The organism is Nonomuraea sp. NPDC003560, assembly GCF_042878785.1.
GTDB lineage: Bacteria > Actinomycetota > Actinomycetes > Streptosporangiales > Streptosporangiaceae > Nonomuraea.
Map to the genome: position 1 here is coordinate 536,331 of NZ_JBIAOF010000005.1, position 24,170 is coordinate 560,500.

General features: G+C 71.4%; 27 protein-coding genes. 11 read left to right on the plus strand and 16 right to left on the minus strand.

Annotated features, from left to right (window positions below; genetic code table 11):
• Positions 1-40 precede the first annotated feature (40 nt).
• Complete coding sequence (locus ACFYUV_RS23130; RefSeq protein ID WP_387671185.1) at positions 41-880, minus strand: LLM class flavin-dependent oxidoreductase; 840 nt, start codon at positions 878-880, stop codon at positions 41-43.
• Positions 881-956: 76 nt separating this feature from the next.
• On the opposite strand from ACFYUV_RS23130, the gene ACFYUV_RS23135 reads away from it, so the two are divergent.
• Positions 957-1,430, plus strand: coding sequence for a MarR family winged helix-turn-helix transcriptional regulator (locus ACFYUV_RS23135; RefSeq protein ID WP_387671187.1), 474 nt, complete (start codon positions 957-959; stop codon positions 1,428-1,430).
• 49 nt (positions 1,431-1,479) lie between these two features.
• On the opposite strand, the gene ACFYUV_RS23140 is transcribed toward ACFYUV_RS23135, so the two are convergent.
• The 3 genes from ACFYUV_RS23140 to ACFYUV_RS23150 form a co-directional block, all read right to left on the minus strand.
• Entirely contained in the window at positions 1,480-2,316 is an 837-nt protein-coding gene (locus tag ACFYUV_RS23140) for an SRPBCC family protein (protein WP_387671189.1), read from the minus strand.
• Positions 2,309-2,866 carry a helix-turn-helix domain-containing protein gene (locus tag ACFYUV_RS23145; protein ID WP_352324016.1) on the minus strand — a complete coding sequence of 186 codons (558 nt, stop codon included), beginning with the start codon at positions 2,864-2,866 and terminating at the stop codon, positions 2,309-2,311. Before ACFYUV_RS23145 ends, ACFYUV_RS23140 begins: the two co-directional genes overlap by 8 nt.
• A 118-nt stretch (positions 2,867-2,984) precedes the next feature.
• Positions 2,985-4,013, minus strand: a complete 1,029-nt coding sequence (locus ACFYUV_RS23150) for a GDP-mannose 4,6-dehydratase (RefSeq protein ID WP_358288852.1) — start codon at positions 4,011-4,013, stop codon at positions 2,985-2,987.
• 266 nt (positions 4,014-4,279) lie between these two features.
• On the opposite strand from ACFYUV_RS23150, the gene ACFYUV_RS23155 reads away from it, so the two are divergent.
• The 4 genes from ACFYUV_RS23155 (at position 4,280) to ACFYUV_RS23170 (ending at position 8,485) form a co-directional block, all read left to right on the plus strand.
• Positions 4,280-5,551, plus strand: coding sequence for a glycosyltransferase family 4 protein (locus ACFYUV_RS23155; RefSeq protein ID WP_387671191.1), 1,272 nt, complete (start codon positions 4,280-4,282; stop codon positions 5,549-5,551).
• Positions 5,552-5,598: 47 nt separating this feature from the next.
• Positions 5,599-6,309 carry a methyltransferase domain-containing protein gene (locus tag ACFYUV_RS23160; RefSeq protein ID WP_364330739.1) on the plus strand — a complete coding sequence of 237 codons (711 nt, stop codon included), beginning with the start codon at positions 5,599-5,601 and terminating at the stop codon, positions 6,307-6,309.
• A complete protein-coding gene (locus ACFYUV_RS23165) occupies positions 6,306-7,361 on the plus strand; it encodes a prenyltransferase (protein WP_387671193.1) in 1,056 nt (351 codons plus the stop codon). Before ACFYUV_RS23160 ends, ACFYUV_RS23165 begins: the two co-directional genes overlap by 4 nt.
• A 155-nt stretch (positions 7,362-7,516) precedes the next feature.
• A complete protein-coding gene (locus ACFYUV_RS23170) occupies positions 7,517-8,485 on the plus strand; it encodes a DUF1702 family protein (RefSeq protein WP_387671195.1) in 969 nt (322 codons plus the stop codon).
• Here the strand turns inward: ACFYUV_RS23170 and ACFYUV_RS23175 are convergent.
• Positions 8,482-9,111: a class I SAM-dependent methyltransferase gene (locus tag ACFYUV_RS23175; RefSeq protein ID WP_387671307.1), complete on the minus strand. Its 630-nt coding sequence runs from the start codon at positions 9,109-9,111 to the stop codon at positions 8,482-8,484. The genes ACFYUV_RS23170 and ACFYUV_RS23175 overlap by 4 nt on opposite strands.
• An 85-nt stretch (positions 9,112-9,196) precedes the next feature.
• On the opposite strand from ACFYUV_RS23175, the gene ACFYUV_RS23180 reads away from it, so the two are divergent.
• The 4 genes from ACFYUV_RS23180 to ACFYUV_RS23195 all read left to right on the plus strand — a co-directional run bounded on the left by ACFYUV_RS23180 (position 9,197) and on the right by ACFYUV_RS23195 (position 11,430).
• Positions 9,197-9,649 carry a pyridoxamine 5'-phosphate oxidase family protein gene (locus ACFYUV_RS23180; RefSeq protein ID WP_352324010.1) on the plus strand — a complete coding sequence of 151 codons (453 nt, stop codon included), beginning with the start codon at positions 9,197-9,199 and terminating at the stop codon, positions 9,647-9,649.
• Positions 9,646-9,837 carry a ferredoxin gene (locus ACFYUV_RS23185; RefSeq protein WP_352324009.1) on the plus strand — a complete coding sequence of 64 codons (192 nt, stop codon included), beginning with the start codon at positions 9,646-9,648 and terminating at the stop codon, positions 9,835-9,837. Before ACFYUV_RS23180 ends, ACFYUV_RS23185 begins: the two co-directional genes overlap by 4 nt.
• 22 nt (positions 9,838-9,859) lie before the next feature.
• A complete protein-coding gene (locus ACFYUV_RS23190) occupies positions 9,860-10,948 on the plus strand; it encodes a Zn-dependent alcohol dehydrogenase (RefSeq protein WP_358288864.1) in 1,089 nt (362 codons plus the stop codon).
• Positions 10,949-11,109: 161 nt separating this feature from the next.
• Positions 11,110-11,430, plus strand: coding sequence for a hypothetical protein (locus tag ACFYUV_RS23195; RefSeq protein ID WP_387671196.1), 321 nt, complete (start codon positions 11,110-11,112; stop codon positions 11,428-11,430).
• Positions 11,431-11,479: 49 nt separating this feature from the next.
• Here the strand turns inward: ACFYUV_RS23195 and ACFYUV_RS23200 are convergent, their stop codons facing one another.
• The 3 genes from ACFYUV_RS23200 to ACFYUV_RS23210 form a co-directional block, all read right to left on the minus strand.
• Positions 11,480-12,703 carry an FAD-dependent oxidoreductase gene (locus tag ACFYUV_RS23200; RefSeq protein ID WP_358288870.1) on the minus strand — a complete coding sequence of 408 codons (1,224 nt, stop codon included), beginning with the start codon at positions 12,701-12,703 and terminating at the stop codon, positions 11,480-11,482.
• Positions 12,704-12,763: 60 nt separating this feature from the next.
• Positions 12,764-12,997 (minus strand): hypothetical protein, encoded by a 234-nt coding sequence (locus ACFYUV_RS23205; RefSeq protein WP_387671198.1) that lies wholly within the window; start codon positions 12,995-12,997, stop codon positions 12,764-12,766.
• A 64-nt stretch (positions 12,998-13,061) separates the two neighbouring features.
• Positions 13,062-13,580, minus strand: a complete 519-nt coding sequence (locus tag ACFYUV_RS23210) for a DUF2231 domain-containing protein (protein ID WP_387671200.1) — start codon at positions 13,578-13,580, stop codon at positions 13,062-13,064.
• Positions 13,581-13,698: 118 nt separating this feature from the next.
• On the opposite strand from ACFYUV_RS23210, the gene ACFYUV_RS23215 reads away from it, so the two are divergent.
• Both ACFYUV_RS23215 and ACFYUV_RS23220 read left to right on the plus strand, forming a co-directional pair.
• Positions 13,699-14,472 carry a helix-turn-helix transcriptional regulator gene (locus ACFYUV_RS23215; RefSeq protein WP_387671202.1) on the plus strand — a complete coding sequence of 258 codons (774 nt, stop codon included), beginning with the start codon at positions 13,699-13,701 and terminating at the stop codon, positions 14,470-14,472.
• A 98-nt stretch (positions 14,473-14,570) separates the two neighbouring features.
• Entirely contained in the window at positions 14,571-15,059 is a 489-nt protein-coding gene (locus ACFYUV_RS23220; RefSeq protein WP_387671204.1) for a hypothetical protein, read from the plus strand.
• Positions 15,060-15,089: 30 nt separating this feature from the next.
• Here ACFYUV_RS23220 and ACFYUV_RS23225 read toward each other — a convergent pair whose 3' ends face one another.
• The 8 genes from ACFYUV_RS23225 to ACFYUV_RS23260 form a co-directional block, all read right to left on the minus strand.
• Positions 15,090-16,097, minus strand: coding sequence for a sugar phosphate isomerase/epimerase family protein (locus ACFYUV_RS23225; protein WP_352323548.1), 1,008 nt, complete (start codon positions 16,095-16,097; stop codon positions 15,090-15,092).
• Positions 16,094-17,245, minus strand: coding sequence for a Gfo/Idh/MocA family protein (locus tag ACFYUV_RS23230; protein ID WP_387671206.1), 1,152 nt, complete (start codon positions 17,243-17,245; stop codon positions 16,094-16,096). The genes ACFYUV_RS23225 and ACFYUV_RS23230 overlap by 4 nt, the downstream gene beginning before the upstream one ends.
• Positions 17,246-17,256: 11 nt before the next feature.
• Positions 17,257-18,303 carry an ABC transporter substrate-binding protein gene (locus ACFYUV_RS23235; protein WP_387671207.1) on the minus strand — a complete coding sequence of 349 codons (1,047 nt, stop codon included), beginning with the start codon at positions 18,301-18,303 and terminating at the stop codon, positions 17,257-17,259.
• Positions 18,300-19,307 (minus strand): ABC transporter permease, encoded by a 1,008-nt coding sequence (locus tag ACFYUV_RS23240; protein ID WP_387671209.1) that lies wholly within the window; start codon positions 19,305-19,307, stop codon positions 18,300-18,302. The genes ACFYUV_RS23235 and ACFYUV_RS23240 overlap by 4 nt, the downstream gene beginning before the upstream one ends.
• On the minus strand, positions 19,307-20,791 hold the full coding sequence (locus ACFYUV_RS23245) for a sugar ABC transporter ATP-binding protein (RefSeq protein WP_387671211.1): 1,485 nt from the start codon (positions 20,789-20,791) through the stop codon (positions 19,307-19,309). Before ACFYUV_RS23245 ends, ACFYUV_RS23240 begins: the two co-directional genes overlap by 1 nt.
• 12 nt (positions 20,792-20,803) lie before the next feature.
• Entirely contained in the window at positions 20,804-21,961 is a 1,158-nt protein-coding gene (locus ACFYUV_RS23250; protein ID WP_387671213.1) for an ROK family transcriptional regulator, read from the minus strand.
• A gap of 178 nt (positions 21,962-22,139) precedes the next feature.
• Positions 22,140-23,012, minus strand: coding sequence for an SDR family oxidoreductase (locus ACFYUV_RS23255; protein WP_352352311.1), 873 nt, complete (start codon positions 23,010-23,012; stop codon positions 22,140-22,142).
• Between the two features lie 55 nt (positions 23,013-23,067).
• On the minus strand, positions 23,068-24,126 hold the full coding sequence (locus ACFYUV_RS23260) for an MBL fold metallo-hydrolase (RefSeq protein ID WP_387671215.1): 1,059 nt from the start codon (positions 24,124-24,126) through the stop codon (positions 23,068-23,070).
• Positions 24,127-24,170: the final 44 nt, after the last annotated feature.

Sequence of the window (24,170 nt, forward strand, 5' to 3'; positions counted from 1 at the left end):
GCCGCAGGCCCGGATCGCCTTCCCGGCAGGCCGCCGCCGGTCAGGAGGCCGCCGCGCGCAGCGCGGGCAGGACGTCCTCGGCCAGGCGTTCGGCCTGGGCGCGCGGGCCGGGGCCGAGGGGCGTGAAGTTCATCGACGTGAACCCCAGCTCCACGAACGCCGCCAGACGGTCGGTCACCTCCGCCGCCGAGCCGGCGACCACGCCGTCGACCTCTGCGGGGGACCCGATGCGGAAGGTGACGTTGTAGACGCACTCGACGGCGCGACCGGCCGACAGGATCCGGTCGCGCATGGCCGCCGCCCGCTCCGGCGGCGCGAACCCCAGGGAGGGGATCCAGCCGTCCGCCAGCCGGCCGGTGGCGTCGAGGGCGCGCGGCCCGTACGTGCCCAGCCAGATCGGGATGGGGCTGAGGGGCTTGGGCTCGATGGTGGCCCGATCGGTGCGGTAGCGGGAGCCCTCGTAGGTGAAGTCCGACTCGGACCACAGGCCGCGGATGATGTGGACGGCCTCCACCATGCCGTCCACCTTCTCGCGGGGCGTCGGCACCCCGAGCCCGAACGCGCGGAACTCCTCGTCGGAGTAGCCGCCGCCGAGGCCGAGGATCAGCCGGCCGCCGGAGAGCCGGTGCAGCGTCTCGGCCATCTTGGCGACCATCGCGGGCGGCCGGTACGGCACCCCCAGCACCCGCGTCGCCACCCTGATCCGCGAGGTGGCGGCGGCCACCCAGGTCAGCATCGTCCACAGCTCGTACGTGGGCTCGACACCGCACGGGTGGTCCGACGCCGAGACGAAGTCGAAGCCCAGCTCCTCGGCCGCGCGGGCGTCGCCCACGGGATCGGCCCCCGACGCCGCCGACGTCGATATGCCCAGTCCGAACACGACCCGCCTCCTCCACTTTGGTTTACATGTAAACCTAGAGCGGAGGTCGGTTACACGTCAACTAAACTGCCGGGTCATGGAGCCCAACTGGCTGGACGACGCCGAGTTCCGGGCCTGGATCGGCTATCGCAGGATGCGCCTGCTGCTGGACGCCCAGGTCAGCCGCGACCTCGCGAGCGACTCGGGGCTGTCGGCACCCGACTACGACGTCCTGTCGGCGCTGAGCTCCACGCCCGGCCACCGGTGGCGGCTCACCGCGCTGGCCGACCGCATGCTCTGGTCGAAGAGCCGCCTCTCCCGGCACATCTCGCGGATGGAGCAGCGGGGGCTGGTCACCCGCGAGGGCTTCGAGGGGGACGCGCGCGGGGCCGTCGTCGTGCTGACCGACGGCGGGTTGCGGGCCATCCAGGAGGCGGCGCCCGCCCATGTGGCGTCGGTGCGCAGGCACTTCATCGACCTGCTCTCGCGGGAGCAGATCGAGGTGCTCGCCACGATCGCCGAGACCGTCCTCGACCACCTGCCGGACGGCCGGCAGGACACACCAGGCTGAACCGGAGCAGGCAGGACGAACCAGCACGAACCAGGCTGACCCTGTGCGGTCAGGCGACCCACATCGGACGCCAGTCCGGCACCTCGTGGTAACGCCGCAGCTCCGCCACCCCGGACAGCATCCCGCCCCAGGCCGCGTACGGCGGCCGCTCGGCGTCGAAGCCGCTCTGCACGAGCGTCAGCCGCGTCCGGCCGGCGGACCCGGCGAGCTCCCAGGAGCTCACCCCGGCGCCGCCCCAGTCGACGGAGAACCGCCGCTCCGGCTCCAGCTCCAGCACCTTGGCCGGCGACGGGTCGTTCGCGAACCCGCCCATGGCGAACCGGCCGCCGACGTACGGCTCGATCTCGATCGGCATCCCGAACCACTCGCTCACCTTCTCCGAGTCGACCAGCGACTCGAAGACCCGGGCGGGCGTGGCGTCGATGGTGACCTCGGCGCGCAGCTCGCGCGCGGTGAAGTCGGCGCGCGGCGTGAGCGGGCGGCCCTCGACGTGCTCGGCCAGGCTGGCCAGCACCTGGAACCAGTACGTCTGCAGCACGCCCCGGATGCTGGCGCCGGTGACGACGTCCTGGAAGTCGAAGTGCGACTGCGTCACCGAGACGATCGTCGCCGAGTCGCCGTCCTCCTCGACCGCGAGTTCGGCGGTCGTCTCGACGCCGTCCAGGAGCCAGGCGAACCGCACGCCGCGCTCGTCGGCCGACAGGACCCGCTGGTGCGGCGCGTCGCCCTCCGGCGTCGTACGGCCCCAGAACTCGAACCGGTCCGGCAGGTCCACCTCGACGTGCTCGGCCAGCCAGCCCCGGGCCGCGGCCGGATCGGTGAGCGCGTGCCACACCTCCTTGACCGGCGCCTGGACGCGGACCTTCGCGATCATCGGCTCACTCATGCTCTTCTCCCTTGGGGTAACAGGCGACGGCGAGCTTGAAGGCGTCCCCCTCAGCGCCGCCGTAACGAGTGAAAAGCTCCTGCAGCATGCCCTGCAGGTCGTTCAGGAACTGCTGGCGGCTCTCCGGACGCACGTGGATCTCTCCGGACAGTCCGATGGACGGCAGCTCGGGCGCGTCCCGGTCGAGGGCGGCGATGTCGGCCTGGACCTCCTCCATGAGGTCGAGCAGGTAGCCCAGGCTCAGCTCGTCGCGCGCCTTGCGCAGCCCGATCCGGCCGACCAGCCGCGGCGACAACCAGTACGACCGCGCGCCGGCCTGGTAGATGCCCTCGTGGACGCCGCGCACCTTGCGCTCGGACACCAGCTCCACGAGACCGGCCTCGACCAGCCGCTTGACGTGGTAGTAGACCCGCTGCGGGGTCTGCCCGAGGCGTTCGGCGACCTCCGAGCACGTACGCGGCTCGGCCAGCTGCCTCAGCACCTCGACCCGTTGCGGCTTGAGCAGCGCCTCGGCCTGCTCGATCTGTTCCAGATACAGGACATCTCTCATCGCAAAAACAATCTTTTACGTAAAAATCCTCTTTGTCAATGGACCAGGCCAAGAGCAGCTGTAAGCAGCAAAAAGGCCCGCACCGGACCGGGCGGGCCAAGGGGGGGCGGAACCGGCTCTAGGGCCAGGAGCTGTCCTGGTCGGGGTCGCCGCCGGCGGACAGCAGGCGCAGGTCGCTCTCGACCATCATCGCGACCAGCTCGTCGAACGACACCCGCGGCTCCCACCCCAGCTGCGCCCGCGCCTTCTTCGGGTCGGCGCACAGCAGGTCCACCTCCGCCGGGCGGTGCAGCCCCTGGTCGACCACCACGTGCCGCTCCCAGTCCAGCCCGGCGGCCGTGAAGGCGGCCTCCACCAGCTCCCGCACCGACTTCATCCGCCCGGTGCCGATCACGTAGTCCTCGGGATTGGCGGCCTGGAGCATCAGGTGCATCGCCTTGACGTAGTCGCCCGCGTAGCCCCAGTCGCGGCGCGCCTCCAGGTTGCCCAGCCGCAGCTCCGTGGCCAGGCCGAGCTTGATCCTGGCCACCCCGAGGGTGACCTTCCTGGTGACGAACTCCGCGCCGCGCCGCGGCGACTCGTGGTTGAACAGGATGCCCGACACCGCGAACATCCCGTACGACTCGCGGTAGTTCTGCGTGAGGAAGTGCCCGTACGCCTTGGCCACCCCGTACGGCGAGCGCGGGTGGAAGGCGGTGCGCTCGTTCTGCGGGGTCTCGGTGACCTGCCCGAACATCTCCGAGGACGACGCCTGGTAGAAGCGGATCTGCCCCGGGGACGACGATCCACCACCCCGCGACACGCCCGAACACACCCGGATGGCCTCAAGCATCCGCAGGACGCCCATACCGGTCACCTCGGCGGTCAGCTCGGCCTGCTCCCACGACATGGGGACGAACGAGATCGCCCCCAGGTTGTACACCTCGTCGGGCTGAACGCGTTCCACCGCGGAGATCAAGGACCCCTGGTCCAGCAGGTCGCCCCGCACCACCTGGACGTCGGCCAGCAGCTTGCGCATGCGCGAGACGCGCGGGTTCGCCTGCCCGCGGGCCAGCCCCCACACCTCGTAACCCTGGTCGAGCAGGTGCTCGGCCAAGTAGGAACCGTCCTGGCCGGTGATGCCGGTGATCAGAGCGCGCCTGGCCAAGGGGTCCTCCAACTATCACGTAGGTACGGTGGCCCGCACCGCGTCCCTTTGGGACGGGAATGTACAGCTAAGCGCCTGGACGCAGCACCAAAGCCCACTAGAACCTGTTCCACCGAACCACGCTCGGTTACCTTAATGTCGCAGTTCGCACGGCCTGTGGAGACTGTTGTGAACAATTCCAGGTGACCTACCGAATGGTAGCCTTCTCGGACTAAGGTCATCTTTCACGGTACACGCCCGCCTCTTGGGGCCTTACCGCAGAAAACATGGGCCTACCGGCGGAGAAAGGGGTGTCCGTGAGCGAGGCGCTGCGGATCGCGCTGCTGTCCTATCGCAGCAAGCCCACCTGCGGCGGGCAGGGCGTCTACCTCCGGCACCTGAGCCGTGAGCTGGTCGCGCTCGGCCACCACGTCGAGGTGTTCTCCGGACCGCCCTACCCCGAGCTGGACGAGGGCGTCGTCCTGCGCGAGGTGCCCAGCCTCGACCTCTACCGGGACGAGGACCCCTTCAGGACCCCGAAGCTGGCCGAGTACCGCGACTGGATCGACCTCCTGGAGGTCGGCACCATGTGGACGGCCGGCTTCCCCGAGCCGCTCACCTTCACCCTGCGCGCCTACCGCGAGCTGAAGAAGCGCGTCGGCGACTTCGACGTCGTCCAGGACAACCAGACCCTCGGCTACGGCCTGCTCGGCATCCAGAAGCTGTTCCCCGTGGTCGGGACGATCCACCACCCGATCAGCGTCGACCGGCGGATCGAGCTGGAGGCCGCCACGGGCTACAAGAAGCTCACCATGCGCCGCTGGTACGGGTTCGTGAAGATGCAGTCCCGCGTCGCCCCCAGGCTCAGCCCGATCCTCACGGTCAGCGAGTCGTCGCTGGCCGACATCCACCGGGACTTCAACGTCCCGCAGGCCAACATGCGGCTGATCCCGCTCGGCGTGGACACCCGCTACTTCCACCCGCGCCCGGACAAGCCCCGCCGCAAGGGCTCGATCGTCGCGGTGGCCAGCGCGGACTCGCCGATGAAGGGCGTGGCCACGCTGCTGCGCGCGGTCGCCAAGCTCGCCACCGAACGCGACGTGAACCTGACCGTGGTCAGCAAGCCCACCCCCGGCGGCCCGACCGAGCGGCTGGTCCAGGAGCTGTCGCTGCAGGACCGGGTGCGCTTCGTGCACGGCATCTCCGACGACGAGCTGGGCGAGCTGATCGCCACCTCGGAGATCTCCGTGGTCCCCTCGCTGTACGAGGGCTTCTCGCTGCCCGCCGTCGAGCACATGGCCTGCGGCACGCCCCTGGTGGCCAGCCGTACGGGCGCGCTGCCCGAGGTCGTGGGCGACGCGGCCGTCCAGGTCCCGCCGGGCGACGCCGAGGAGCTGGCGGCCGTGCTGCGCCGCCTGCACGACTCCCCCGAGGAGCGCGAGCGGGTGGGCAGGGCCGGCTACGACCGGGTCATGGAGCGCTACACCTGGCACGTCGTCGCCAAGCGGACGGTCGAGGCGTACCGCGAGGCGATGGCGGCGCACAAGGCCCGCCGCTGACCCCCGAACGCAAAGCCCCCAAGAGCTGATCAAGGAGAAGCGACAAAGTGCTGACCGTGGACTTCGACCGGCTCCCCGTGGGCCCCGGCGTGCGCGTGCTCGACCTGGGCTGCGGCGGCGGCAGGCACGCCTTCGAGGTGCTGCGCCAGGGCGCCGACGTCGTCGCCTTCGACATGGACCAGGCCGAGCTGGACAACGTGGCGGCCATGTTCGTGGCGATGGACAAGGCGGGCGAGGTGCCGCTGGGCGCGACCGGCGAGACCGTCCAGGGCACGGCGCTGGACATGCCGTTCGAGGACGGCGGCTTCGACCGGGTCATCGCGGCCGAGGTGCTGGAGCACATCCCCGACGACATGAGCGCCATGCGGGAGATCTTCCGCGTGCTCAAGCCGGGCGGCACCGCGGCGATCACCGTGCCGAGCTTCCTGCCCGAGCGCATCTGCTGGGCCCTGGACGAGGACTACCACACCGCCCCCGGCGGCCACGTGCGGATCTACACGCTGGCCGAGCTGTCGGCCAAGCTCAAGTCCGTCGGCTTCGAGATCGGCCCGCACCACCACGCCCACGGCCTGCACGCGCCGTACTGGTGGATCAAGTGCGCGGTGGGCGTCAACAACGACGACCACCCGGTCGCCAAGGCGTACCACGAGCTGCTGGTGTGGGACATCATGAAGCGCCCGGCCGCCACCAGGATCGCCGAGGCGCTGCTCAACCCGCTCATCGGCAAGAGCGTGGTCCTCTACGTCAAGAAGCCATGATCTCCCGCGAGGAGGTCGTCCGCACGGCCCTCAGCATCGCGGCCATCCAGCAGGACGACGGCGGCGTGCCCTGGCCCGAGGGGCACGTGGACGCGTGGAACCACGTCGAGTGCCTGATGGGCATGTCCGTGGCCGGGCTGACCGAGCCGGTGCGGCGCGGCTGGGAGTGGCTGGCCCGCCACCAGCGCCCCGACGGCTCCTGGCCGATGAAGCTGCTGGACGGCGTGGCCACCGAGGCGGGCGGCGAGTCCAACCACGCCGCCTACGTCGCCGCCGGCGTCTGGCACCACCTACTCGTCACCGGCGACCGCGAGCACGCCGAGCGCCGCTGGCCCATGGTCAAGGCCGCGCTCGACTACGTGGTGGGCCTGCAGACCGAGCGGGGCGAGATCGTCTGGGAGCGGGACGCCCACGGCCGCGCGGCGGCGTACGCGCTGCTGACCGGGTGCTCCTCGATCCACCAGGGCCTGCGCTGCGGCGTGCTGCTCGCCGACCACCTGGGCGACCCGCAGCCGCACTGGGAGCTGGCCGCCGACCGGCTGGCCCACGTGTTGTCGGCGCACCCGGAGGCGTTCGCCGACAAGAGCCGGTTCTCGATGGACTGGTACTACCCGGTGCTGGGCGGCGCGGTGCGCGGGCGGCAGGCGTTCGAGCTGCTGGAGCGCGAGTGGTCCACGTTCGTGGTGCCGGGGCTCGGCATCCGGTGCGTGTCCGACCAGCCGTGGGTGACCGGGGCCGAGACGTGCGAGCTGGTGCTGGCCCTGGACGCCATGGGCGACCGTACGCGGGCCGCCGCGCTCTTCGCCGACGTGCAGCACCTGCGCCACGAGGACGGCTCGTACTGGACCGGCTGGCAGTTCGTCAACCGCAAGCACTTCCCGCACGAGCGCTCCGGCTACACCGCGGCCGCGGCCATCCTCGCCGCGGACGCGTTGCAGCGCCTGTCCCCCGGTTCCGGGCTGTTCCGCGACATCGCGGGCACGTCGGTGTCGGATCCGGAGGCGTGCGGGTGCGTGGAGCGCCAGTCGTTCAGGTCGGCGCCCCCCGGCTGATCCCGCGCGGCGTCGGCGCAAGGGCTTTTGCGGGTTCTTTGCCGGGGACATCCGGTGCGCCGCCGGTGAACGGCGCAATGGGGTTACTAGCTTCGTGTCTGGCCGTAGGAGGCGTCTTCGGGGGAAGCGTGGGCGACACGGGCACAACAGCGTTCTTGGACCAGGTCAGGATCGAGCCGACACTGTCCCCGGCGAGGGGGCTGCGGAGGTTTCTGGCCAAGGATCCTTCGGAGTCCGATCTGGGCCGGCGCAGGTTCCGGCTGCGCCCCGGCGCTCCCCGGACGGTCTTCACGGATTCCGAGCAGTCGTACGTGTTCGGCTTCAACGCGGTCATGTCGCGGGAAGTCGAGAAGATCGAAGACCTCTCACCCGAGCAGCGGCCGTTCGGCCACGAGGGCGCGGCGGCCGCCTGCACCGTGCTCGACCTGCTCACCTTGACCCGGGGCCGGCGCCTTCACGAGCTACTGGCCGGCCCCGCCCAGCATCACCGCCACGCCGCGTACGTCGGCGCCGGACGCGGCTACGCGCTGCTGCGGCTGCGTCCGGTCTGGGGCGCGCGGCGGGCGCACCCGCTGATGCGCTGGCTGGCCGTGGACGGGTTCGGCTTCCAGTGGAGCCTGTCGCGCGCGGACCGCATGGTGGGCCGCAGGAGCATGCCCGACCTGCTCACCCGCGCCCACTGCGCGGTCTTCGACCAGGGCCTCGGCCGGCTGCTGTGGTACCACGACTGCGCCTCGCCGGACGACGTCGGCGCGCGCATCGCGGGCTTCCCGGCGAGCCGGCGGGCCGACCTGTGGAGCGGCGTGGGGTTCGCGGCCACGTACACGGGCGGCGCCGACAGCGACGAGCTGTGGTGGCTGACCGAGCACGCCGGCGCCGACGGCTTCCGCGCCCACCTGGCCCAGGGCTGCGCCTTCGCGGTCACGGCGCGGCTGCGGTCGGGGGCGCTGCCGGACCACACGCGGCTGGCCGTGCCGATCCTGGCCGACGCCGCGCCCGACGAGGCGGCCGCCTGGACCGACCAGGCGCTGCTGGCCCTCGGCCACGACGCCCACACCCACGAGGACTTCCAGCGCTGGCAGGCACACACCCGCCGGTCGTGGAACCGCCGCCACCGGCGCTAGACGCCCCGGCCGACGCGTTCGAGCACGCGCAGCGAGCCCTCGGCCGACACCTCGCGGAAGGCGCCCGACTCAAGGGCCCGCAGGTAGACCCGGTAGGGGGCCTGCCCGCCGTCGGCCGGGTCGGGATAGATGTCGTGGAAGACCAGCGCGCCGCCCTCCATGACGTGCGGCGCCCAGCCCTCGTAGTCGCGGGTCACCGGCTCCTCGGAGTGGCCGCCGTCGATGAAGAGCAGGCCGAGCGGCGTGTTCCACAACCCGGCCACCCGGTCGGACCGCCCGACGACGGCGATCACCTCCTCCTCCAGCCCGGCGGCGGCGATGGCGGCGCGGAAGAAGGGCAGGGAGTCCATCCGCCCGAAGCGCGGGTCCATCAGGGCCGGGTCGTGGTGGGCCCAGCCGGGCTGGATCTCCTCCGAGCCCCGGTGGTGGTCGACGGTGACGACCACCGAGCCGGTGTGCCGGGCCGCCGCGCCGAGGTAGATCGCCGACTTGCCGCAGTAGGTGCCGATCTCGCAGAGCGGCCCCAGGCCGCCGTACCGGCAGGCCGCCTCGAACAGGGCCAGACCCTCCTTCGGCGGCATGAATCCCTTGGCGTGCTCCGCTGCCTGCAGCAGCTCCGGCGGCATCGTCATAGGCATGCACCCTAGCCGAACCGAACAACATTCCAGGGACCTCTTGCCGTGCTTCTTTGCAACCTGTTCTACTTGGCACGTGAATCAGCGCGCTCGCATCGCGATGTCCGACGACGAGGTCACGGCGTTCCTGGAGGGTTCGCGCAAGGTCCAGCTCGCGACCATCAATCCCGACGGGACACCGCACCTGGTGACCATGTTCTACGGGCTGGACGAGGGCCGCATCGCCTTCTGGACGTACGGCAAGGCGCAGAAGGCCCGCAACCTGGCCCGCGACCCGCGGGTGAGCTGCCTGGTCGAGGCGGGCGACGACTACGACCAGCTCCGCGGCGTCCTGGTGTACGGCGTGGCCGAGCAGGTGGACGACCGGGACCGGGTGCTCGCCATCGGCATGATGATCGCGCGCAGGATGACGCCGGGCGTGCCGGACGACCTGCTCACCCCCTACGTCGAGCAGACCGGCAGAAAACGCATCGCCTACGTCGTCGAGCGCACCAAAGTGGTCTCATGGGATCACAGGAGGCTCACATGAAGGTCAAGGTCGATGAACTGGTCTGCGAGGCCAACGCCGTGTGCATGGGGCTCGCCCCCGAGGTCTTCGAGGTGGACGACGACGACCAGCTGCACATCCTGCTCCCCGAACCACCCCCCGAGATGCAGGACCGCGTCCGCAGCGCGGTCAGGTCCTGCCCGAAAGCCGCCCTGTCGCTAGAGGACTAGCCGTAGCCGGAGGAGGAACCCCATGCGCGCCGCGATCCTGCACGCCGTAGGCAACGACAAGCTGGACATCCGCGACGACATCACCCTGGCCCCCGTCGGGCCGACCGATGTCCGCGTACGGATCAGAGCCACGGGCGTGTGCCACTCGGACCTGTCGGCCATGTCCGGCGTGCTCCCGCAGCCGGTGCCGCTGATCCCGGGCCACGAGGGCGCGGGCGAGGTGGTCGAGGTGGGCGAGCACGTCACCTCGGTCGCGCCGGGCGACCACGTCGTGATCAGCTGGCGGCCGGCCTGCCAGTCCTGTGACCTGTGCGTGGGCGGGCAGCCGTACATGTGCATGAAGTACGTCATCGAGTCCTTCAGCAAGGGCAACTTCCGCTTCGGCGGCGACAACGCGACGGCGTTCGGCATGGCGGGCTGCGGCACCTGGGCCGAGGAGGTCATCGTGCCCTGGCAGGGCGCGATCAAGATCGACGACGACGTGTCGTGGGAGGCGGCGGCGCTGATCGGCTGCGGCATCACGACCGGCGTGGGCGCCGCGATCAACACCGCCAAGGTGCGTCCCGGCTCCACGGTCGTGGTGATCGGCTGCGGCGGCGTGGGCCTGTCGGTCATCCAGGGCGCCCGCGTCTCCGGCGCCAGGACGATCCTCGCCGTCGACCCGCTGGAGTCCAAGCACGCCCTGGCCAAGAAGGTCGGCGCGACGCACGCGATCACGCCCGAGCAGGTCCCCGAGGCCCTGAACGAGCTGACCGGCGGCAGCGGCTTCGACTACGGCTTCGAGGTCGTCGGCAAGTCGGCGACCATCCAGAGCGCCTGGCAGCTCACCCGGGCGGGCGGCGACGTCATCGTGGTGGGCGCCGGCGCGGTGGACGACATGGTCTCCATCTCCGCCTTCAGCCTGCTGTTCGAGGGCAAGAGACTGCTGTCCAGCCTGTACGGCGAGGCCGACGTGCGGCACGACTTCCCCTACTTCGCCAAGCTCCACAAGGCGGGACAGCTCGACCTGGAGTCGCTGATCAGCGCCCGCATCCGGCTCGGCGACCTGAACGACGCCGTCGCGGCCCTGCGCGGCGGCGAGGTGCTCCGCCAGATCGTCATCATGGACTGACCCCGGCCCGGGGCCGGAGAACGGGCTTCCGCTCTCCGGCCCCGGGCAGGTCGGGCCGCGATCGGCCGGACCGGTCGCACACCCGCCGCCAAGGCATTGCTAAGGAAAGTTTCCTAACGGATACTCCGGGTTGAGTGCCCACCACCCCCCAAGGAGTATCCATGCTTCGTCGCGGCCTCGCCCTGCTCTCCCTCGCCGCCGCCGGCCTGCTCGCCCTCGCCGCGCCCGCCCAGGCGGCCGTCGTGGACGTGACCTTCGGGCCGGTCTCGATCGGCGACTACTGTCACGCCAAGGTCAGCTCGTCCTCGTGGATCGGCTTCTACGAGTCCGGCGGCCTGCGCTGCTACACCGGCGGCCCCGGCCCGATGACGTACGCGGGCTCCGGTGACCCGTACCTGGCCTGCAAGTTCCTCACCACGGACGTGGTGATGTCCGCGCTGCGCGGCGCCTCCGACGCCCTGGTCTGCCGCGTCGTGCGCTGACCCTCCTCCGGTGCGGCACGGGACCGACCGTCCCGTGCCGCCTCCGGCGTCAGGAGGGCAGGAGCTGGTCGAGAGGGGTGCCGGGGTCGGCGAGCGCGGCTCGGTCCACGGGCTTGCGGGACCGGATGAGTGCCTGGGTGTGGTCGGTGACGTCCCAGATGTTGACGTTCATCGCGGCCAGGACCCTGTCCTGCTCGTCCAGCCAGAAGGCGATGAACTCGCGGGCGTCCAGGTCGCCGCGGACCACGACGTCGGGCGTGCGACCGGGCGGGACGTGGCCGACGTACTCCATGCCCAGGTCGTACTGGTCGGTAAAGAAGTAGGGCAGGTTGTCGTAGTCGCCGGCCCGGCCGAGCATCGCGCGGGCGGCGGTGGCGGGCTGGTTGAGCGCGTTCGCCCAGTGCTCGACCCGGACGTGGTGACCCAGCAGCGGGTGGTAGGCGTTGGCGATGTCGCCGGCCGCGAAGATGTCGGGGTCGGAGGTGCGCAGGTCGGCCCCCACCTTGACGCCGTCCTCGACGGTCAGCCCGGCGGCCCGCGCGAGGTCGGTGTCCGGTTCGGCGCCGACGCCGGCCACGACGACGTCCGCCTCGACGTGGGCGCCGTCGGCGAGCAGGACCCCGGAGCCGGTGATCTCGGCGGGACGGGCGTCGAAGAGGAAGTTCACGCCGTGCTCGCGGTGCAGCGCGGTGAACACCTGGGCGACGTGCGGCCCCAGCACGCGCAGCAGCGGCGCGGACGCCGTCTCGATCACGGTGACCTCGGCCCCCGCGGCGCGGGCGGCGGCGGCCACCTCCAGGCCGATCCAGCCGGCCCCGAGGATCGCGACGCGACCGGCGCCGGCCAGGGTGGCGCGCAGGCGTTCGCTGTCGTCGACGGTACGCAAGTACAGCACCTCGGGCCGGTCGGCCCCGGGGAGGTCCGGGCGGCGCGGCCGGGAGCCGGTGGCCAGCAGCAGCCGGTCGTAGCCGAGCTGCTCGCCGTCGCTCAGGGTGACCCGGTGGCCGGCCGGGTCGATGCCGGTGACCTCGACGCCCAGCCGCAGCTCGACGTCGTGCTCGTCGTACCAGGAACGGTCGTGGACGAAGATCTTGTCGCGTTCGCCGGCGCCCTGGAGGTAGTCCTTGGACAGCGGCGGCCGCTCGTACGGCAGGTGCGTCTCCCTGCCGACCAGCACGAGCCGGCCGTCGAAGCCCTCGCCGCGCAGGGCCTCTGCGGCCTTGGCGGCGGCGAGGCCGCCGCCGGCGATCACGATGGTCGCGGGTGCAGGCATGGTCGGATCTCCTCTTTCTGTCCTGTTCCTGGGCAAAGGGCGTGGTGATCGCGGCGCACGTCAGCTCCCGCCCACGCCGAGCGCGGTGAGCAGCACCAGGACGACGGTCACGACCGCGAACAGCCCGTGACCCGCCACCACCGCGACCAGGAAGTGCCCGAAGAGCACCGGGGCGGGCAGCCGGGACTCGCCGGCCTTCTGCTGGGCCACGCCGCCGCGGGCGATCCAGGTGCCGAGCATGGAGAAGCCGCCGACGGCGGTGACGAGCCAGGTGATCAGTGCCGCGATCTCCACGATCTTCCTTCTTTCCAGGATGAGCCGTTCGTATGTCAGAAGGCGGGTGTCCGAAGGCGGCGCCTCACCGTGGCGGGGTGGTGGTGAACCCCTCGGCCTGGGTGTCCTCGCCGGCGACCCGGACGCCGTAGCGGAAGGCGAGCTTGCCGCCCAGGTAGCCCGACCCCCCGAGCACGGCCAGGCACACCGCCGACAGCACGATCTGCCCCACCGGCACGGGCCCCGGCGGCCCGGCGCCCAGCCGCCAGGCGAACCCGGCCGCGTATCCGGCGGTGACCGCCAGGTTGAGCGCCATGTGCACCAGACCGGTGCGGAAGGCGGGCGTGCGGGGCGGGATGGCGAACAGGTCCAGGAACCCGACGCAGGCGGCGGCCAGCGCGCCGAGGCCGCCGAGGGCGATCAGCCAGACCGACCCCTGCGCCAGGAAGCCGCCCGGCGACACCACGTGGGAGGCGACGTCGAAGACCAGGCTGGCCACCCATGCCCCGATCGGCACCGTGACCAGGATCGGGTGCGCCGGATGCCCGTACGGGCCCGCCAGCGCCGTCACCGGCCGCTTGGCCCGGCCGGTCAGCTCGTCCATGACCCACCTCCTATTTCACCAACAAGTCTTTGTCATATTCGGCGGCGGCGTCAACCTCCCCAGCACAAAGGCATGGCTTCAGATGATTCACAAGTTTTCTAGGCGTTAAGGTGGATGCGTGACGTCCGACTCCACGAGCCTCGCGGCGGTCGCCGCGCTCAGCGACGACCTGCGCCGCAGCATGTACGAGTTCATCCGCCGCGCCGGGCGGGCCGTCACCCGCGACGAGGCGGCCCAGAGCGTCGGGATCTCCCGCAAGCTCGCCGCCTTCCACCTGGACAAGCTGGTGGACGCCGGGCTGCTCGCCACCCGCTACGAACAGCCGGGCGGGCTGCGCCGCGTCGGCCGCGCCCCCAAGGTGTACGAACCCTCCGACCTCGACGTCCAGGTCAGCATCCCCCGGCGCGAACCCGTCCTGCTCGCCGACATCCTGCTCGACGCCGTGCTGGCCGAGACGCCCGGCGAGAGCGCCGGTCAGGCGGCCCGCCGCCTGGCCCGCGAGCGCGGCCACGACCTCGGCCACACCGAACGCGCCGGGTTGCGCGGCGCCCGGCTCGGCCCCGAGCGCGCCCTGACCTGCGCCCAGCAGGTCCTGGAACGCCACGGTTTCGAGCCCAGCCGCGACACGCCGACCCTGGTCCGGCTGCGCAACTGCCCCTTCCATCCCCTGGCCGCCAAGGCCCCCGAGCTGGTCTGCGGCATCAACCACGCGTTCCTGGCCGGGTTCCTCGACGGCCTCGACGCCCCGGCCGTCCAGGCCACCCTGATCCCGCGGCCGGGTCACTGCTGCGTCGAGCTGGGCGTCCCGCAGGACCCCGGCGGCGCGGCGGCGGAGGCGCCGGCGTGCGCCAAGGACGGTGACGGCCCGCCACCCGCTCCGCGGGGGTCCTGACCGGTTCCGGCAAGGGTTTCCCATGGGCCCGGCCACGGCCCGCCGGGCGCTCTACCGTGGGACCGCCGGAGCGGTGACGTGGCAGGGGAAGGCGTCCGATGATCGCAGCCATCGCCAGGGTCCAGAGACTGTCGGCGGCATGCGCGTACGCCGCCGCGGTGCTGACGCTGACCTGGCTGACCCAGGACGGCCGCCTGGGCGACGGCATGTACGGCGACCTGGCCATGGCCGTCATGGCTTTCCCGCTCTACCTTGCCGCCGGCCCGCTGAACGGCGCGCTCCGCGCTCACGCGCCGGGGCCCGCCCACGTCTGGGACTTCGTCCTCATGGCCTGGCCGGGGATCGTCCTGGCGATCCTGCTGGCGTGGCTGCGCGCCCGGGTGGCCGGGCGGGCACTCGGGTGGCTCGCGGCGGCGGCCGTCACGCTGGTGGGGGTGGCGACCACCTTCGACGGCTGGGCGCCACGACGGCCGTACGGCTGGCCGTTCCTCGTCTGCGGGCTGATCATGATCGTCGGGCTGATGACCGCCCGCCGGCCCGCCCCGGACGCCCGGCACGGGCCGGACGCGCGGTCGCCCGGCCCGTGACCAGCGGGCCCAACGTGGCCCTACGTGGTCCTACGTGGTGGAGAAGGCCGCGTCGAAGGCCGTGGCGGGCGGCGTGATGGAGTTCAGCCGCCGGATGTACCCCAGCGCCTCGCGGGCGCCGTCCAGCCGGTCCATCCCCGCGTCCTCCCACTCGATCGAGATCGGCCCGTCGTACCCGATCGAGTTGAGCGCCCGGAAGCAGTCCTCCCAGGGCACGTCACCGCGCCCGGTGGAGACGAAGTCCCATCCCCGGCGCATGTCCGCCCAGGGCAGGTGCGACGACAGCCGCCCCTTGCGCCCGTCGCCGATCCGGACCCGGGTGTCCTTGCAGTCGACGTGGTAGATCCGGTCCTTGAAGTCGAGGATGAACGCCACCGGGTCGAGGTCCTGCCACACCATGTGCGACGGGTCCCAGTTCAGCCCGAACGCCGGACGATGCCCGATCGCCTCCAGCGTCCGCTGCGTCGTGTAGTAGTCGTAGGCGATCTCGCTCGGGTGGATCTCGTGCGCGAAGCGCACCCCGACCTCGTCGAACACGTCGAGGATCGGGTTCCAGCGGTCGGCGAAGTCCTGGTAGCCGGCCTCCACCATCGACGCCGGCACCGGCGGGAACATGGCCACGGTGTGCCAGATCGACGACCCGGTGAACCCCACCACCGTGTCCACGCCGAGCGCCGCCGCCGCCCGCGCGGTGTCCTTCATGTCCTCGGCCGCGGCCCGCCGCACCGACTCCGGGTCGCCCGAGCCCCAGATGCGCGCCGGCAGGATCGCCTTGTGCCGCTCGTCGATCGGATGGTCGCAGACGGCCTGGCCGACGAGGTGGTTGGAGATCGTCCACACCTTCAGGCCGTGCTTGTCGAGCTGGGCGCGCTTCTGCTCCACGTACGACGGGTCCGCCACCGCCTGCGCCACGTCGAAGTGGTCGCCCGAGCAGGCGATCTCCAGGCCGTCGTAGCCCCATTCGGCCGCCAGCCTGCACACCTCCTCGAACGGCAGGTCCGCCCACTGCCCGGTGAACAGCGTTACTGGTCTCATCAGTCCTCCACAGGGGTGTACCGGCCGCCGTCGGCCGCGCTCGCCTCCACCGCCGCCAGCACGCGCTGCACCCGCAGCCCGTCGGCGAACGACGGCGAAGGGTCGGCGCCGGTCGCGACGGCCTCCAGGAAGTCCTTGATCTCGTGGGTGAAGGTGTGCTCGTAGCCGAGCCCGTGCCCCGGCGGCCACCACGCCCCCACGTAGGGATGGTCGGGCTCGGTCACCAGGATCCGCTCGAACCCGCCCCCGCCCTCGCTGAACCACAGCTCGTTCATGGACTCGAAGTCGAACGCCAGGCTGCCGAGCTGGCCGTTGACCTCGATGCGCATCGCGTTCTTGCGCCCGGTCGCGAACCTGGTGGCCTCGAAGGAGGCCAGCGCGCCGCCCGACATCCGGCCGATGAACAGCGCGGCGTCGTCGACGGTGACCGCCCCCCGCTCCTCCGTACGGGACCCGCCCAGCCCCGCCGACTCCCCCGCCAGCGGACGCTCCTTGACGAACGTCTCCGTCAGCCCCGACACCCCCGCCACGCGCTGGCCGGTGACGAACTCGGCGGCGTCCACGATGTGCGAGCCGATGTCGCCGAGCGCCCCCGCGCCCGCCTTGTCCTTCTGCAACCGCCACACCAGCGGGAACTCCGGGTCCACGATCCAGTCCTGGAGGTACTGGGCGCGTACGTGCCGGATCTCGCCGAGCCTGCCCTCCTCGACGTACCGGCGGGCCAGGGCGACCGCCGGGACCCGCCGGTAGTTGAAGGCCACCATGCTCCTGCCCGGCGCCGCGGCCGCCGCCGCGACCATGGCCTCGGCCTCGGCGACGGTGTTGGCCAGCGGTTTCTCACAGATCACGTGCTTGCCGGCGCGCAACGCGGCGATCGCGATCTCGGCGTGCGAGTCGCCCGGCGTGCAGATGTCGACGATCTGCACGTCGTCCCGCCGGACGAGCTCCCGCCAGTCCGTCTCGACGTCGGCCCAGCCGAGCCGGGCCGCCGCGGCGGCGGTCTGCTCCTTCGACCGGCCCGCCAGCACCGCCATGCGCGGCGCGAGCGGCAGGTCGAAGAACGCGCCGACGCTCCGCCAGGCCTGGGAGTGGACGCGGCCCATGAACGCGTAGCCGATCATGCCCACGCCGATGGTGGTCTTGTCTGACATGCAACCCCCGATCAGGATTCGAATCCGAGCGCCAGATACTTGTCGACGTTCTCCTTGGTGATCGTCTCGGACGCGAGGGTGATCGACTGGGGAACCTGGTTCTCCACGAGGTCACTCATGCCCTTGCCCTGCGCGATCAACCTGGCGAGCCTGACGGCCGAGGAGGCCATCGTGGGGCTGTAGGTGACGGTGGCCTTGAGCACCGACGTGCCGGCCTGGATCTCCTTCATGGCGTTCAGCGAGCCGGCGCCGCCCACCATGATGAACTCGTCCCGGTTCGCCTCCTTGATGGCGGCCAGCACGCCGACGCCCTGGTCATCGTCGTGGTTCCACAGGGCGTCGATCTTCTTGTGCGCCTGCAGCAGCGACGTCGCCACCTGGTTGCCGGTCTCGACGGTGAACTTGGCGTCCTGCTTGGCCGTGACGCTGAACCCGTACGTCTTCAGCGCGTCGGCGAAGCCCTTGCTGCGGTCCTGGGTCAGCGGCAGCGTGGCGATGCCCTGGATCTCGACGATCACCGGGTTCGCGACGCCCTTGTCCTTGAGCTGCTTGCCGATGTAGTGCCCGGCCGCGACGCCCATGCCGTAGTTGTCGCCGCCGATCCACGTCCGGTAGGCCAGCTTGTCGGGGAACACCCGGTCGAGGTTGATGACCGGGATGCCCGCCTGCGTCGCCTGCAGCGCGACCTGGTTCAGCTGCTGGCCGTCGTTCGGCAGGATGACCAGGGCGTTCACCTTGGCCGCGATCAGCGACTCGACGGCGGAGATCTGCTGGTTGATGTCGTTGGTCGGCTCGACGGCCTTGAAGTCGACGTCGCCGTACTGCTTGGCCGCGCTCTCGGCGTTCTTGGCGATGGCCGCGATCCAGCCGTGGTCGGCGGCCGGCGCGGAGAAGCCGATCGTCACCTTCTGGCCGGGTTCGTCGTTGCCGCTCGCGGCGGGGGCGGGCGCGGGCGCCGCCGACGAGGGAGCGGCCGCCGGCTCGTTGCTGGTGCAACCCGCCGCTAACAGCACGGCCCCGCCGACGAGGAATCCCCTGCGCGCGACGTTCTCACTCATGATGCTCTCGCTTTCAGGTTCCGCCGCTGGAGAAGGACGGCGACGACGATGATCAGGCCCTTGGCGATCAGCTGGTCGCTGGTGTTGAGCCCGTTGAGGATGAACAGGTTCGTGATGAGGGTGAAGATCAGCAGGCCCAGGATCGAGCCGATGATCGTGCCCCGGCCTCCGGTGAGCAGGGTGCCGCCGATGATGACGGCGGCGATGGCGTCGAGCTCGTACAGGTCGCCGTGGGTGGACGAGCCTGTCGTCGTACGGGCCATGATGAGGATCGCGGCGACGCCGCAGCAGAAGCCGGACAGGGCGTACAGGAGCATCGTGTGCCTGCGTACGTCGATGCCGGCCAGCCTGGCCGCCTCGGGGTTGCCCCCGACCGCGTACGTGCGGCGGCCGAACGTGGTGCGGTTCAGGACGATCCACCCCAGCACCACGACCAGGGCGAACACGTAGACCAGCAGCGGGATGCCGAGCAGCCGCGTGGTGGACAGCTGCACGATGCCCTCGACCTGGATGAGCTGCGTCTTCCTGTCGGACATGCGCTGGGCCAGGCCGCGGGCGGCCACCAGCATGGCCAGGGTGGCGATGAACGGCACCATCCGCCCGTAGGCGATCAGCAGCCCGTTGACCAGCCCGGCCCCGGTGCCGACGAGGATCGCGCAGACGGCCATCACCACCGGCCCGTACGACTGGGTGGCCAGCGTGGTCGCCCAGACGGAGGCGAGGGCCATGACGGCGCCGACGGACAGGTCGATGCCGCCGCCGATGATCACGAACGTGGCCCCGACGGTGATCACGCCGATCGTGGCGGCCAGGGCCAGGATGCTGACCAGGTTGGAGGTGGTGGCGAAGTTGTCGAACCGGGTGACCAGGCCGACGACCACGAGCAGCGCCAGCGCGCCCAGCAGGCCGAGGTGGCGGATCTCGGCGACCCCGTTCAGCAGGGACGGTCTCGGCCGGGTGACCCCGGCGGCGGGTCGTTCGGGCGCCTCTATGGGCTCGCTCATCACGCGGCCCTCCCATCCATGATCATGTCCAGTACGCGGTGCTCGTCCAGGCCGGCCGCCTCGCCCTCGTGGATGACGGCGCCCTCGCGCAGCACGAGCACCCGGTCGGCCAGCCCCAGCACCTCGGGCACCTCGCTGGAGACCAGCAGCACGCCGATGCCCTGGTCGGCCAGGTCGCGGATGACGGCGTACAGCTCGGCGCGGGCGCCGACGTCGACGCCGCGGGTGGGCTCGTCGAGCAGCAGCAGTCTGCGTCCGCCGAGCAGCCAGCGGGCGAGCACGGCCTTCTGCTGGTTGCCGCCCGACAGGGTCCTGATCGGGCGTTCGGGGTCGGGCGGGCGAATGTCGAGGAGCTGGGCCAGGCGGGCGGCCTCGGCCCGCTCGCGGCCGCGGTCGATCCAGCCGAACCTGGCGAACTGCGGCAGGGTGCCGAGCGTGATGTTGGCGGTGACGCTCTGGTCGAGCAGCAGGGCCTGGGCCTTGCGTTCCTCGGGGGCCAGGCCCATGCCCTGCCGGACGGCGCCGGTCACGCGGCGGCGGGCCGGGCGGCCGGCGAGCGTGACGCGGCCGGAGGCGGGCCGGGCTCCGTAGACGGCCTCCAGGATCTCGGAGCGTCCGCTGCCGACGAGCCCGGCCAGTCCGACGATCTCCCCGGCGCGCACGGAGAAGGAGACGTCGGCGAAGACGCCGGGCGCGGTCAGGTTCTCCACGCGCAGCACCTCCTCGCCGGGCGGCCGGGTGGGGCGGGGCGGGAAGACGTACTCGACGTTGCGGCCGGTCATGAGGGAGACGATGCGGGCGGTGGGCGTGTCGCGGGCGGGCAGGCCGACGGCGACGGTGCGCCCGTCCTTGAGCACGGTGACGCGGTCGCCGATCTCGCGGATCTCCTCCAGCCGGTGGGAGATGTAGACGACGGCCACGCCCTGGGCGGTGAGCTCGCGGATGATGCGGAACAGGTTGGCGACCTCGTCGTGGGCCAGGGCGGCCGACGGCTCGTCCATGATGATCAGGCGGGCGTCGTGGGAGAGGGCGCGGGCCATCGAGACGACCTGTTTGGCGGCCGGTGAGAGCCGTCCGACCTCGGTGGAGGGGCGGATCTCGCCGTGGCCGAGGCGTTCCAGCACCTCGCGGGCGGCCCGGCGGCCGGCCTGGCGGTTGACGAACCCGAAGCGGGCGTGCTCGTGGCCGAGGAAGATGTTCTCGGCGACGCTGAGGCCGTCGACCAGGTCGAGTTCCTGGTAGATGGTGGCGAAGCCGAGCCGGATGGCGTCGATGGGGCTGGTGGGCCGGACGGGCGCGTCGTTGAAGACGATCGTGCCCTCGTCGGGCTGGTGGACGCCGGCCAGCACCTTGATCAGGGTGGATTTGCCCGCGCCGTTCTGGCCGAGCAGGCAGTGGACCTCACCCGCCCGTACGTCGAGATCGACCCCGTCGAGCGCGCGCACGCCGGGGAACTGCTTGACGATGCCCTTCATGACCAGCATCGGGGGTCCCCTTCAGGCGTTGACGATGCGGTTGATGTTGTCCGGTGACAGGTAGTGCTCGATGGCGAGCAGGCCCGCGCCGAGAGCGGCGGCGTTGATCCCGGTGCGGCTCGGGGTGATGGACAGGTGGTGGGTGGCCAGCGGCAGCGACCGGCGGTAGATGGTCTCCCTGACGCCGGCCAGGAGGTGCTCGTGGACGCGGGACAGCGCGCCGCCGATGACGATGACCTCGGGGTTGAAGAAGTTGACCAGCCCGGCCAGCACCTCGCCGATGAGCCGGCCGGCCTCCCTGACCAGCCGCAGCGCCTGGGTGTTGCCCGCCTGGACGAGCGCGACGACGTCGGCGCCGGTCTCGGCGGCCAGCCCCAGCTCGGCGAGCCGGCGGGCGATGGCGGCGCCGCCGGCCACGGCCTCCAGGCAGGCGCTGTTGCCGCAGCGGCAGCCGGCGTCGTCGTGGCCGCTGACGCGGATGTGCCCGATGTCGCCGGCCGAGCCCTGGGCCCCTCTGTGGAGTTTGCCGTCGGCCACGATGCCGCAGCCGATGCCGGTGCCGACCTTGACGAACAGCAGGTGGCTGGTGCCGGGGAAGGCGTTGCGGTGCTCGCCGAGCGCCATGACGTTGACGTCGTTGTCGACCAGCACCTGGATGCCGTCGAAGTATTCGGGGACGGGGTAGTCGTTCCAGCCGGGCATGATCGGCGGGTTGTTGGGGCGGCCGGTGGCGAACTCCACCGGGCCGGGCACGCCGATGCCCATGGCGCGCAGCGCGGCGCGGGGCCGTCCGGCCTCGCCGAGCAGCCGGTCGAGCCGCTGGTCGACGTGGGCGAGCACTTTGTCGGGGCCCTCGCCGATCTCCAGCGGGTCTTCGCACTCGGCCAGCAGGCCGCCGGTCAGGTCCATGAGCGCGACCCGGCAGTGGGTGGCGCCGAGGTCGACGCCGGCGAAGGCGTGCTCCTCGGTGTGCAGGCGGAGCTGGCGCGGGGGACGGCCGCCGGTGGACTCGCCGCTCTCGGTCTCCTCGACGAGGCCGCGCTCGATGAGCGCGTCGACCCGCTGGGAGATCGTGGATCTGGCCAGTCCGGTGAGGCGCGCGAGATCGGAACGGGTGGTCGCCGATCCGGCGCTGATGAGCGTCAGGACGTCGGCAGCCGAGCCCGGCTGGGGGGTCATGCGGGAACAATAAGATCACTCATGCGGCAAATCAAGAGTCTGATTCGACCGAACCTCGCGGACTTATGCCGAAGATCGAACAAAGCCTGGCATGAGACGTTCGCCGGAACCTTCCCGAACGCGCGGAAGCCGGCCACCGCCCCGGCGGGCGATGACCGGCTTCCGGCAGGCTCCGGCGCTAGAGCATGGCCTTCATCGAGTCGCCGGCCGTCAGCACGTACGGCTGCTCGGCCATCACCGAGCCCCAGTTGTCGGCGATCGCCTCGGGGGTGAGGTCGTCGGCCTTCCAGCCGGGCCCCTCGGCCACGAACACGCGGGCCACCCGCCCGCCGCCGACGGTGAACACCTCCCCGCTCGACTCGCACGAGTCGTGCACGAGGTAGGCGACCAGCGCGCTCACCCGCTCGGGCGTGAACTTGGCCTCGAACTCGGCCGGCAGCAGCGCCTCGGTCATCCTGGTCCAGGCGATGGGGGCGATGGCGTTGGCCTTGATGCCGTTGCGCGCGCCCTCGATGGCCAGCGTCTTGGTCAGCCCGACCAGGCCCATCTTGGCGGTGGAGTAGTTGGCCTGGCCGAAGTTGCCGAACAGGCCGGCCGGGCTGGAGGTGTTGACGATGCGGCCGTACCCGGCCTCCTTCATCAGCGGGTAGGCGGCCTGGCTGACCAGGTACGACCCGCGCACGTGCACGGCCAGCACGCCGTCGAAGTCCTCGACGGTCATCTTCCCGAACGACTTGTCCCGCAGGATGCCCGCGTTGTTGACGACGATGTCGACCCGGCCGAACGCGTCGACGGCCGTCTGCACGAGCGCCCTGGCGCCCTCGGGGGTGGCGACGTTGTCGGCGTTGGCGACGGCCTGGCCGCCGTTCTTGGTGATGAGCTCGACCACCTCGGCAGCGGGGCCGGTGGAGGCGCCGGTGCCGTCGAGCGCGCCGCCGAGGTCGTTGACCACGACCTTGGCGCCCCGCTCGGCGAGCAGGAGCGCGTGCGCCCTGCCGAGGCCGTGCCCGGCGCCCGTGATGATCGCGACCCTGTCATCGAACCGAAGCATCGAACCTCCAGAGCAAGAGAACAACATTCTGGTAGGAGTACGATAACCGACCGGCTCAGGCGCGTCTCCAGAGCTCGGGCTCGCCCTCCTCCCGGCGTACCCTGCCCCGTCCGGCCAGCCATACCAGGTGGGCCAGCGTCTCGTTGTTGGCCGCCCGGCGCATGAACGGCGGGATCGTCTCCCAGGGGCGCGACCAGCTCAGCCGGGTGGCGACGTCCCAGCAGGTCACGCCGTCGTCCTCGCCGACGACCCGTTCGATCTCGGCCAGCCGCTCGTCGTGGTGCGCCAGCACGTGGTCGACGCGTCCGGCCAGCTCCAGGAAGCGGTACTCGTGGCCGGGCAGCACCTCGTCCACCTCCAGCTCGCGGACGGCGGCCAGCGAGCCGAGGTAGTCGGCCAGCGGGTCGGGGCCCGACTGGGGGTGCACGGCCACGATCGGGGTGATCTTCGCCAGCACGTGGTCGCCGGAGAGCAGCAGCCTGCGCTCCGGCGAGACGAAGCACAGGTGGCCGGGCGTGTGGCCGGGGGTCCAGACGGCCCGCAGGTCCCAGCCGGGCAGGTCGAGCTTCTCGCCGTCCTCGATCAGCCGGTCGGGACGGGCCATCGTGACCATGTGCCTGATCATCATGGAGGCCCCGGCCAGCTCGTCCAGGCTCAGGTCGGGCACGCCGGAGCGCCGGAGCAGGGCCCGCTCGCGCTGGACGAGCGAGTCGATGGCGTCGTCGTCGTACCGCTCGCGCACGAGGTTCGCGTCGGCCGGGTGCAGCCCGATCCAGGCGCCCGACGCCTCGCGGACGCGTCCGGCCAGGCCGTAGTGGTCGGGGTGCAGGTGGGTGACCAGGACGGCCCTGACGTCGGCGATCCCGTAGCCGGCCACGGCCAGCCCGGCGGCCAGGGCGTCGTAGGCCTCGTCGGTGTTCCATCCGGCGTCCACGATGGCCACGCCGTCGGGCAGTTCGAGGGCGTAGACCAGCACGTACCGCAGCGGGTTGACCGGGATGGGCACCGGGATCGACCACAGCCCCGGCCGGACCCGCTCGACCTCGGGAACCGCCCCGCTCATCCACGCCTCACGCTGGGCCACGCTGGAAGGAGTCACCACGAACTTAGCCATGTCCCCGAATATAGTTCTGGTCCCGAATCATGTTCTACTAGGGG

Excerpts from the sequence above, each read along its gene's own strand:
- ACFYUV_RS23230 (WP_387671206.1), bottom strand. The coding sequence starts at position 17,245 with ATGTCAGACAAGACCACCATCGGCGTGGGCATGATCGGCTACGCGTTC.
- ACFYUV_RS23220 (WP_387671204.1), top strand. The coding sequence starts at position 14,571 with ATGATCGCAGCCATCGCCAGGGTCCAGAGACTGTCGGCGGCATGCGCG.
- ACFYUV_RS23245 (WP_387671211.1), bottom strand. The coding sequence starts at position 20,791 with ATGCTGGTCATGAAGGGCATCGTCAAGCAGTTCCCCGGCGTGCGCGCG.
- ACFYUV_RS23175 (WP_387671307.1), bottom strand. The coding sequence starts at position 9,111 with ATGCCGCCGGAGCTGCTGCAGGCAGCGGAGCACGCCAAGGGATTCATG.
- ACFYUV_RS23195 (WP_387671196.1), top strand. The coding sequence starts at position 11,110 with ATGCTTCGTCGCGGCCTCGCCCTGCTCTCCCTCGCCGCCGCCGGCCTG.
- ACFYUV_RS23255 (WP_352352311.1), bottom strand. The coding sequence starts at position 23,012 with ATGCTTCGGTTCGATGACAGGGTCGCGATCATCACGGGCGCCGGGCAC.
- ACFYUV_RS23240 (WP_387671209.1), bottom strand. The coding sequence starts at position 19,307 with ATGAGCGAGCCCATAGAGGCGCCCGAACGACCCGCCGCCGGGGTCACC.
- ACFYUV_RS23185 (WP_352324009.1), top strand. The coding sequence starts at position 9,646 with ATGAAGGTCAAGGTCGATGAACTGGTCTGCGAGGCCAACGCCGTGTGC.
- ACFYUV_RS23145 (WP_352324016.1), bottom strand. The coding sequence starts at position 2,866 with ATGAGAGATGTCCTGTATCTGGAACAGATCGAGCAGGCCGAGGCGCTG.
- ACFYUV_RS23190 (WP_358288864.1), top strand. The coding sequence starts at position 9,860 with ATGCGCGCCGCGATCCTGCACGCCGTAGGCAACGACAAGCTGGACATC.
- ACFYUV_RS23200 (WP_358288870.1), bottom strand. The coding sequence starts at position 12,703 with ATGCCTGCACCCGCGACCATCGTGATCGCCGGCGGCGGCCTCGCCGCC.
- ACFYUV_RS23235 (WP_387671207.1), bottom strand. The coding sequence starts at position 18,303 with ATGAGTGAGAACGTCGCGCGCAGGGGATTCCTCGTCGGCGGGGCCGTG.
- ACFYUV_RS23155 (WP_387671191.1), top strand. The coding sequence starts at position 4,280 with ATGGGCCTACCGGCGGAGAAAGGGGTGTCCGTGAGCGAGGCGCTGCGG.
- ACFYUV_RS23260 (WP_387671215.1), bottom strand. The coding sequence starts at position 24,126 with ATGGCTAAGTTCGTGGTGACTCCTTCCAGCGTGGCCCAGCGTGAGGCG.
- ACFYUV_RS23250 (WP_387671213.1), bottom strand. The coding sequence starts at position 21,961 with ATGACCCCCCAGCCGGGCTCGGCTGCCGACGTCCTGACGCTCATCAGC.
- ACFYUV_RS23135 (WP_387671187.1), top strand. The coding sequence starts at position 957 with ATGGAGCCCAACTGGCTGGACGACGCCGAGTTCCGGGCCTGGATCGGC.
- ACFYUV_RS23165 (WP_387671193.1), top strand. The coding sequence starts at position 6,306 with ATGATCTCCCGCGAGGAGGTCGTCCGCACGGCCCTCAGCATCGCGGCC.
- ACFYUV_RS23210 (WP_387671200.1), bottom strand. The coding sequence starts at position 13,580 with ATGGACGAGCTGACCGGCCGGGCCAAGCGGCCGGTGACGGCGCTGGCG.
- ACFYUV_RS23140 (WP_387671189.1), bottom strand. The coding sequence starts at position 2,316 with ATGAGTGAGCCGATGATCGCGAAGGTCCGCGTCCAGGCGCCGGTCAAG.